The following is a 9,552-nucleotide window of genomic DNA, read 5'->3' as shown; positions in this document are numbered from 1 at the left end:
ACCATATCTAGTAGGGGCGAACGGCCGTTCGCCCCTACAGATGGTGTATAATTGGGTATTCTGCGTAAGTCCTAGAAATGTTAGGGAATTTGGCGCAAATCTAAAGTTAAAGGGTATTCAGGATTTAATTTTAAAGGCGCAACTTTAATCAATCCAGATGTGTGACCCATGGCGACAAATCGTTCTAACATTCGACCTTCTGCTTCTCGATGATTAATCGGAAATTGTTGATAGGTTTTGCCATTCGGAGGACTGACAAAATAGGTACAACCCCCAATGGAACGGTCTGACCAAGTATCAACAATATCAAAAATCAAGGGATCATGGGGAGCAATCGAAGGATGTAATAAAGAGGTATAGCGTCGCGCCCGAAACCTGACCGCCCCTACATATTCCCCCGGATTTCCCGTGGATTTTAAGGGTACGGGACGACCCTGACAGGTAACAATATATCGAGCCGAATAACTATCAATATTAGCAGAATTTCCTCGGGCATTTTTTAATAAAATTTGTACCCGTTCCATGGAGGAATCCACATAACGCGCCGTGTTTCCCGATGTGGTTTCTTCTCCTAAAACGTGCCAAGGTTCAATTCCATGACGCAGTTCTAATTCTACCCCCTCTTTAATAATTTCTCCATAGCGGGGAAACCGAAATTCAAAAAAAGGAGCAAACCAAGCAAAATCAAAGTGATAACCAACGGTTTTTAAGTCCTCAATAATGGTTTTTAAATCCTCTCCTAAATAATGGGGTAACATAAATCGATCATGGAGAGTCGTACCCCAACGAATTAAGGAATGGGTGTAGGGTTTTTCCCAAAACCAAGCCACTAACGCCCGAATTAATAACATTTGTAAGAGGTTCATCTGGGGATGGGGAGGCATGGCAAAAGCCCTAAATTCTAATAATCCTAATTGATTTCTCGGGTTTTCAATCGGGTACAATTTATCAATACAAAAAGCCGACCTATGGGTATTTCCGGTAATATCAATTAATAAATTTCTTAATAATCTATCCACTAATTGAGGTGGAAGAGGAGCTTCAGGTTTTAACTGTTGAAAGGCAATTTCTAACTCATATAAACTTTCGTGTCTAGCTTCATCCACGCGGGGAGATTGACTCGTTGGCCCAACAAATAAATCACAGAACAAAAACGATAAACACGGGTGATTTTGCCAATAGGTAATTAAACTTCTTAATAAATCGGGACGACGTAATAAGGGACTATCATAAACCGTTTTTCCACCTAGGGTAACATGGGCTCCTCCCCCGGTGGGAATTCGTCGTCCATCTAATAAATATTTTTCCGTTCCTAAACGGGATAATCTGGCTTCTTCATATAAAATAGTGGTAATTTCGACTAATTCTTGCCAGTTAGAGGCGGGATGAATATTAACTTCAATTACTCCCGGGTCTGGGGTAATTTGAAATCCGATTATTCCTGTATTAACTGGGGGCGTATATCCTTCTATTAGGACTGAATATTTGAGTTGGGCGGTGGTATTTTCAATCGCTGTAACTAAATCAACAAAACTTCTAGGGGAAGAAATTGGAGGTAGAAAAACGTAAATTTTTCCCTGTCTAACTTCCACACTTAAAGCCACCCGAATCGAATTAATTGCAGATTCTAATGGCTTAAAACTGGAAATAATCGGGGCATGGGTTAGGGGAAGAATGGCTTCCTGTTCTAGTGGATCATTTTGCCAATTTAAAGAACTTAAAGGCAGACGAAATCCTATGGGAGAACTTCCGGTTAAAAGTTCTATTTTATTCGGGTTAGGAAGTCGCCACTGGCAACTACTCCAATAAATATTTTCTCCTTTAGTAATGGATAAAATCGGTAATGTATATCCAGCTATAATATTAGAATTGGGTTCATAGGCTGAAATAATACAATCGGATTTAACACCTAAATTTCTAACTAAATATTCAATAAAAATCTCAGCATTTTTTGAGGTATAATTACCATCTTGATCCTCGCAAGCATAGAGGTCGGGATTTTGCCATAGGGGGATTCCGTCTTTTCTCCAATAACACCCTAAAGCCCATCGGGGCAAGGATTCGCCGGGATAGGATTTTCCTAACCCATAATGGAGTAGTCCACCTTTTTGAGCAAATTTAGCTTCTAATCTGTTCAGCAATTGCCCGGCAATTTTGCGCTTTTCTTCTCCTAATGCCGTTACCCGCCATTGGGAAGATTCAAAATCATCAATTGAAACAAAAGTGGGTTCTCCCCCCATGGTCAAACCCACATTTAAACGCTGTAAATTATCTTCAACAATTTCCCCTAAATCATTAATTTTTTGCCATTGTTCTTTGGTATAAGGTTTTGTCACTCTTGGGATTTCGTGATAACGAGAAACCGTTACCGAAAAGTCTAGTTTTGACTCGCAGGGTTCAATAGTTCCCTGGACTGGCGACGCATCCTGGGGGTCAGCCACACAAACTAAAGGAATATGACCTTCAGCAGTCATTAAACCCGAGGTGGGGTCAAGTCCAATCCAACCCGCACCCGGAAGATAAACCTCCGCCCAGGCGTGTAAATCCCCATTGTCATAAACTGGCCCCGGTGCTCCATCTAGGGGGGGAATATCATTAGTTAGTTGGATTAAATATCCTGAAACAAATCGAGCGGCTAATCCATAATGGCGTAAAATTTGTACGAATAACCATCCCGTATCTCGACAGGAACCAATTTTTTTCTTTAGGGTTTCTTCACAGGTTTGGATTCCAGGTTCTAATCTGATTTGATATTCGATATCTTGGGATAGTTTTTGGCTTAAATCTAGTAAAAAATTAGAAGTATAAATATCCTGTTGACGATGAATTTCTACCCAATTTTTTAGTAATTCTCCCGATTCGGTAATCTCTAAAAATGGACTGAGTTCTTTAGCTAGACGCGGTTCATATTCAAAAGGATAGTTGGTCGCGTAGCTTTCAATTAAAAAATTAAAGGGATTAATTGGTTGAATTTGGGCAATTAAATCTACTTCAATTTTAAAATAATCGCTGGTTTGGGGAAAGTTAACCTTAGCCAAAAAATTCCCATCATGATCCTGTAACCAGGTTAGTTGATAGTCGCAGGGGAAAATATTCAGGGCATAACTTAATATTGGTGTCCGACAATGGGGAGCAGGACGCAAGCCAATGGTCTGAGGGCCAATAATCACCGGACGTTCAAACTGATAGGAAATCTGATGGTTAAGACTAACTTTAATAGACATTTTTTCGAGATAAAATGTTAACTGCTCACCAATAGAGACGCGCCGTGGCACGTCTCTACATTTTCTTACAACTGATGGCCACAATTAGAACAAAATCGGTCTTCCGGTTTTACCGATGTTCCACATTGACTACAAAAAGACTTGGCAGCCGCCGCCGGTGAACCCGTGCCCAGTTCCATATTGCCCATTCGCATGGACATCGGGTTCATGCTCATCTCCATATCCCCCATTTTTAGGTTCATGGGTTTCATCGGTTCCATGGGTTTCATCGGTTCTATTCTCGGCGAAACAGGTAAGCTGGTGACTTCTTGAACCGTTAGTTGCTCAGAGTCTGTCGCCAAGGGAATTTCACCCATGAAACTAACACTACTCCCTTGAATTTGTAACATTCTTTCGCCTTGTTCGGATGTCACTTTGAGTACCATCCCGTGGGGAGTTTGAAACACCTGGGGAGGTGACGTCCAAACGCCCGTTGCAAAACTGCTGCTGGCTTGTTGCTGTTGTCCAGGGCCACTGCTAATCAAGGTGACAACAGTTTGTGCGCCCTGATTTTCTAAATAAACGCTTTGACCTGCCCCTAGCTGGCATACATAGGCCATAGGAAGGCTCCTTTGTCAACTCTATAGTGTTATTGTGCATTGTAGGGTTGAGTTTCTCAAAGGATAGAGTTTCTTAACAATTGTATTAGAAACTACTCAGAGAAAAAATTAAAAACGATCCATTCTCCATCAACAATTGCGATCGCCCCCCCAGGAAAAGGGTCAGTTTGAGTCCGGTTTGGGGCATCAATTAAAGCAGTTAATTTTTCAATTTGTTCAAAATTAGCAGATTTTTGCATTACTTTTTCTAAGACTTTTCGACTAACTCGACGTTTTATTGCTTCATGGGTTTGGCGCAGGACTAAACGATTAATTTTTAATGGGTTTTGACTGTCATTTTCCCAGAATACAACCTGTTGAAATAGGGTTTCTGTTACTTCTTCTAAATAGTTAACTTCCGATCGCAATAATTCGGCGGTTTGAGCCAGATGGGATTCGACTTGGGGGTTAAAATGGGTTTGTAAATAGGGTAAAACTTCGTGACGAATCCGGTTGCGAGCATAGTGTAAATCATCATTGGTACTATCTACCCAAATTTTTAGGGCTTTTTCTTGACAAAAATTCCCGGTTTGTTCCCGAGTAATGTCTAATAAAGGACGAACTAAAGTGATCGAATTTGTTGATCTTGAATCCAGAGGACGTTGCCAAGTTAAGGCTTGTAAACCATCGGAACCACTGCCTCGAATTAAATTATAAAGTAGAGTTTCCGCCCGATCGCTTTTGGTATGACCTGTAACAATATAGGCATAATTATGGCTTTGAGCAATTTCAGTTAAAACCTGATAACGCCATTCCCTAGCGGCGGCTTCTGTAGCGGGAATAATAGCAGCAGTTTCTCGATAAAAGGGAATCTGCCAATAATTAGCTAATTGTTCAATATAATCGGCATTAGCTTGAGAATCAGAACGCCAACGATGATCACAATTAACCATGGCAATTTGCCAATGCCATTTAGGTTGTAAATCTAATAATAATTGAATTAAACATAAAGAATCCTGTCCCCCCGATACCGCCACTAATAACCGTTGAGATGCAGGTAAAATTCGGCGAGAACGCAGGGTACGATGGAGTTGGGTATGTAAGAAAGTCCACGGGGAAAGATTAGACATGAATACAAGGAATAGGCAAATTGCTGAGAACAGGATTTAGAAGCCTCTGAGCGTCCTAACTTTACAAAATCTTTACATAAATACAACTAAGATGTCTTAATTCTTCACAAAACCCCCCTGACTTTTACGAAGCCTAGAGGTTAGAATCAACACCTAGCTCAGATAGCACCCATCCCTTTATCCTTGCAAAATAACAAAAGCCCACAGAAAAACACCGTTAAAATAAAGCAGCTAGGGAAACAGGGTATATTATTAGCAGATTCAATCTGGATTGGACTTTGAAATATTGATTTATGGTAACTTCAACTCATCCAAACTCAAGGATTTGGGCTGACGCTCACGTTCATATTTATGACTGCTATGACCTAGAGGAATTTTTGGATGCAGCATTAAAAAATTTTAATGCCACCGCTAAAAAATCCGGTTATTCGCAAGCAGAAACAGCCCTGATGTTTTTAACAGAAACTTCCCAGGATCATTATTTCCAGAAACTGATTCATTTGACTCAGAAAGACGAAAATTCTGACCCAAGTTTAAAAAATTGGAATCTGTTTAAAACGGAAGAAAACTGCTCTGTCTACGCCAAACATTCAACGGGACAGGGTATTTTTATATTTGCGGGTCGTCAAATTGTCACGGCTGAAAATTTAGAAGTTCTCGCCCTATTAACTGCCGAAGAATTTGCCGAAGGTTTACCCATTGAAACCACTATTCAACAAGTTATTTCTAACGGCGGTATTCCCGTTCTTCCTTGGGGTTTCGGGAAATGGATGGGGGAACGGGGCACAATTATTAACCGTTTATTAGAACAAAAAGAATCCTTTCCTTTGTTCCTGGGTGACAACGGAGGTCGTCCCACCTTTTGGAGTCAACCGATTTATTTTAAACAAGCCCAAGCCAAGGGATTCAAAATTTTACCCGGAACCGATCCCCTACCTTTTGCTTCCGAATCTTGGCGGCCTGGAAGTTTTGGATTTGCCCTGCAAGGCACTATTGATCCGAACAAACCAGGCTACAGTATTAAGCAAATTTTATTAGATCCTAATACTCAATTGCAAAGCTATGGAACCCAGGAAACCCCCCTGCGTTTTATTCGCAATCAAATTGCAATGCAAGTGGTTAAACGCATGAGAAAAAAAGGATAAAATTATGAAAGCATTAGTGATTTCTCCCCAACCCTTTTACACCCCACGCGGCACACCTTTTAGTGTGTATTACCGCACATTAATTACGGCTGAATTAGGGGTAGATATTGATTTACTTACCTATGGTGAAGGTGAAGATATCGACATTCCTGGGGTAAGAATTATTAGAATTCCTAGCTTTCCCATGTTCGGTAATGTTAAAATTGGCCCTTCAAAACTGAAGTTATTTTTAGATATTTTCATTACCCTGTGGACGATCGCTTTATTGCTCAAAAATCGCTATGATTTTGTTCACGCCCATGAAGAAGCCATTTTTGTTTGTGCGTTGTTTAAACCGATTTTTAAATTTCGTCTGATTTATGATATGCACTCCAGTCTTCCCGAACAGTTAACAAACTTTCGATTTACCACCTCTCAATGGTTAATTGATCTGTTTAAAACTATGGAAGATGCTTGTTTGCATACTTCAGATGCCACCATTACAATATGTCCGAGTTTATATAACTATGCCCTAGGAATCATTGGGGACAAACAAAAAGTTTTCTTAATTGAAAATTCCATTTTTGATGAAGTGAAAGTAGTTCAAAAAACCACTTAAACTCTATAGATTTATCCCTCTAAATTGTTAGGTTAATTATCAGGAGATCAAGTGCTATGAGTGAATCTAATGGAGAAAAAAAGTCAGGAGTTCCCGCAAGTATTTTTGATAAAAATTTAGTTGTTTATGCTGGAACGTTAGAATCCTATCAAGGGATTGATATTCTAATTCAAGCCTTTGTTTCCGTCGCTAAATCTGATCCCCAAGCCTTTTTATTAATCGTGGGTGGCAGTCCAGAACAAACTCAATTTTTCTCCAATTTGGCAGAAGAATCTGGTATTAGTCAACAATGTTTATTAACCGGTCGGGTAGAACAATCCTTAGCTCAAAATTACGCTAACCGCGCGAAAGTTCAAGTTTCGCCCCGTCGCAGTGGCACTAATACCCCCCTAAAAGTTTATCAACAATTAGCCAGTGGGGTTCCCTTAGTAGCGACTCGAATCTATTCCCATACCCAGGTTTTAGATGATAATGTAGCTTTCTTAGTGGAGCCCGAACCGGAAGATTTAGCCCGGGGAATTATCGAAGCATTAAGCAATGAAACTGAAGCCCAACAAAAAGCTAAAAATGCTCAACTGCTGTATCAAGAAAAATATTCTCGTGAAGTTTATACCCAAAAAATGATTAATTTATTGGAGTTTGTGACTAGCACTCCCATTAAAAGGTCTCCAGGTTCAGAGTCCTCTCAAAATCAGTCTTCTAATTCCTTGAATTTGAAATCAAGCTAACCAGACCAGAAACCGGGTTTCTCATGATTTTAGGTTGGAAATCCCGATTAAATGTTAAGAAACCCGGTTTCTCATGATTTTAGGGTTGAAATCCAGATTAAATGTTAAGAAACCCGGTTTTTTCTGACTCAAAAACTTGCCGAAGCCATTTTTTTTAATTAAAATAGAACCAACTTAGGGGCTAATTCCTAAGTTTTAAACACCTTCCGTTGGGGGATTAAATTCGATGTGTGGAATAACAGGCGTCGCGGCTTTGAATGGCTCACCTCATCCCACCTTGGAACAGTTAAAAACCATGTGTGATAGCATCTTCCATCGGGGGCCAGACCAAGATGGAATGCACGTTCAAGACGGGGTTGCATTGGGAATGCGACGATTATCAATCATCGATTTAAGTGGCGGACGACAACCGATTTTTAATCAAGATCGCACGATTTTAACGGTTTTTAATGGGGAAATTTATAACTTTCGAGAACTCCGTAGTGAACTCGAAGCCAAAGGCTATACTTTCGCCACAAAAACCGATACGGAAGTAATTGTTTATGCTTACGAAGAATATGGGCTAGACTTTCCTAAATACCTAAATGGAATGTTTGCGATCGCCCTCCATGATACGGTTAAGAAAAAACTGTATTTAGTGCGAGATCATTTAGGAATTAAACCTCTCTATTATTCCTTTGATCAAAACTATTTAGTTTGGGGTTCGGAAATTAAAGCCATTCTCGCTAGTGGACTGGTTAAAAAGACCTTAGATCTTGATGCGTTAGGGGAATATTTAGCCTGGGAATATGTTCCGGGTAAAGCTACCCTATTTAAAGAAATCCGGCAATTAGAACCCGGACAAATGTTAGAAATTGACTTAGAAAATCCCCAATGTCAGCCCCAAACCTATTGGGATATTCCGGCTACGGGTGAAATAGAATTATCCGATCAAGAATGGGCTGATAAAGTTGAAGCTCAACTCAGAAAATCCGTAACCATGCAACTGGTGAGTGATGTTCCTTTGGGTGCATTTCTATCAGGAGGTGTCGATTCTTCCCTGACCGTTGCTTTAATGGGGAAGGCACAAACCTATAGTATTGGCTTTGATGATCCCTCCTACAATGAGTTGAAATGGTCGGAAAAAGTTGCCTCCCATTTAGGGGTTGAACATATCAATGAAGTGATTAAGCCCAACGTGGTAGAATTATTTGAGCATTTAATGTATTTCCTAGATGATCCCATTGGGGATTTTTCAATTTTTCCTACGTTTTTAGTCTCCCAATTAGCTCGAAAATATGTAACGGTTTCCTTGAGTGGCGATGGGGGCGATGAACTATTTGGAGGCTATGAAACCTATTTAGCTAATGAAAAAGCCGAACAATATTATAAAATTCCGGCTATTTTCCGAAAGAATTTAGTCGAACCTTTAATTAATTCTTTGCGCCCTCGCCCGGAGAAAAAAGGCTTAGTTAATAAGGGTAAAAGGTTCATTGAAGGGTTAGAAAATCCGGTGGATTTATCCCATGCCCGTTGGCGAATTTTTGCCGGAGATGCCGTGCGATCGCAATTATTTACCCCCGAAGCAAATCAAGAATTAGTCACATCCTCGGCATCCCATATTATTGATTTATTCAATAAAGCAGGCGATCGTCAACCCCAAAACCGGAGTATGTATGTCGATGTCAAAAGCTATTTAAGCGATGACATTTTAGTGAAAGTGGATCGAATGTCTATGGCCGTTTCCCTAGAGTCAAGAGTTCCCTATCTTGACCCTGATTTGGTCGAATTAGCCTTTCAAATTCCCGATCGGTTAAAATTAGCAAATGGTGAAACAAAAGTTCTGTTAAAATCCATCGCTGCCCGTTATGTTCCCCCGGAATGTGTATATCGACCAAAAGAAGGATTTAGTATTCCGATTAAAAACTGGCTGTGTAATGAATTTCGGCCGTTAATGGAAGAATTACTCAGCGATCAAGCCATTCGAGAGCAGGGAATTTTCCAGGTCAATACTATTAAGCGACTGAAGGAAGAACATCTAGCCGGAACAGCTAACCATAGCCATATTTTATGGTCATTAATTGTGTTTCAAAGTTGGTATAAACGTTGGTTCAAAGGAGAATAAACTTATCTAGTTTTTATTGAAATTTAGTCGTAAACCCTCTATTAG

At 40.1% G+C, this 9,552-nt stretch carries 7 protein-coding genes; 4 read left to right on the top strand and 3 right to left on the bottom strand.

The genetic code is table 11. The annotated features are described in order from the left end of the window. Positions 1-80: 80 nt before the first annotated feature. From PL9631_RS14225 to tilS, 3 genes are all read right to left on the bottom strand, one after another. On the bottom strand, positions 81-3,224 hold the full coding sequence (locus PL9631_RS14225) for a transglutaminase family protein (RefSeq protein WP_083621307.1): 3,144 nt from the start codon (positions 3,222-3,224) through the stop codon (positions 81-83). A 65-nt stretch (positions 3,225-3,289) separates the two neighbouring features. Beyond that, complete coding sequence (locus PL9631_RS14220; RefSeq protein ID WP_083621305.1) at positions 3,290-3,823, bottom strand: zinc ribbon domain-containing protein; 534 nt, start codon at positions 3,821-3,823, stop codon at positions 3,290-3,292. 92 nt (positions 3,824-3,915) lie between these two features. Further along, complete coding sequence (tilS, locus tag PL9631_RS14215; RefSeq protein WP_083621304.1) at positions 3,916-4,932, bottom strand: tRNA lysidine(34) synthetase TilS; 1,017 nt, start codon at positions 4,930-4,932, stop codon at positions 3,916-3,918. Positions 4,933-5,225: 293 nt separating this feature from the next. On the opposite strand from tilS, the gene PL9631_RS14210 reads away from it, so the two are divergent. The 4 genes from PL9631_RS14210 (at position 5,226) to asnB (ending at position 9,507) form a co-directional block, all read left to right on the top strand. Further along, positions 5,226-6,077 carry a hypothetical protein gene (locus PL9631_RS14210; RefSeq protein ID WP_083621302.1) on the top strand — a complete coding sequence of 284 codons (852 nt, stop codon included), beginning with the start codon at positions 5,226-5,228 and terminating at the stop codon, positions 6,075-6,077. 4 nt (positions 6,078-6,081) lie between these two features. Next, entirely contained in the window at positions 6,082-6,675 is a 594-nt protein-coding gene (locus tag PL9631_RS14205) for a glycosyltransferase (protein ID WP_083621300.1), read from the top strand. 56 nt (positions 6,676-6,731) lie between these two features. Next, entirely contained in the window at positions 6,732-7,403 is a 672-nt protein-coding gene (locus tag PL9631_RS14200; protein WP_083621299.1) for a glycosyltransferase, read from the top strand. Positions 7,404-7,629: 226 nt separating this feature from the next. Beyond that, the gene (gene asnB, locus PL9631_RS14195; protein WP_083621297.1) at positions 7,630-9,507 is read left to right on the top strand and encodes an asparagine synthase (glutamine-hydrolyzing); all 1,878 of its coding nucleotides are present in this window, start codon (positions 7,630-7,632) and stop codon (positions 9,505-9,507) included. Positions 9,508-9,552: the final 45 nt, after the last annotated feature.

The organism is Planktothrix paucivesiculata PCC 9631 (assembly GCF_900009265.2).
Lineage (GTDB): Bacteria > Cyanobacteriota > Cyanobacteriia > Cyanobacteriales > Microcoleaceae > Planktothrix > Planktothrix paucivesiculata.
This window is presented reverse-complemented; position numbering and strand designations above follow the sequence as displayed.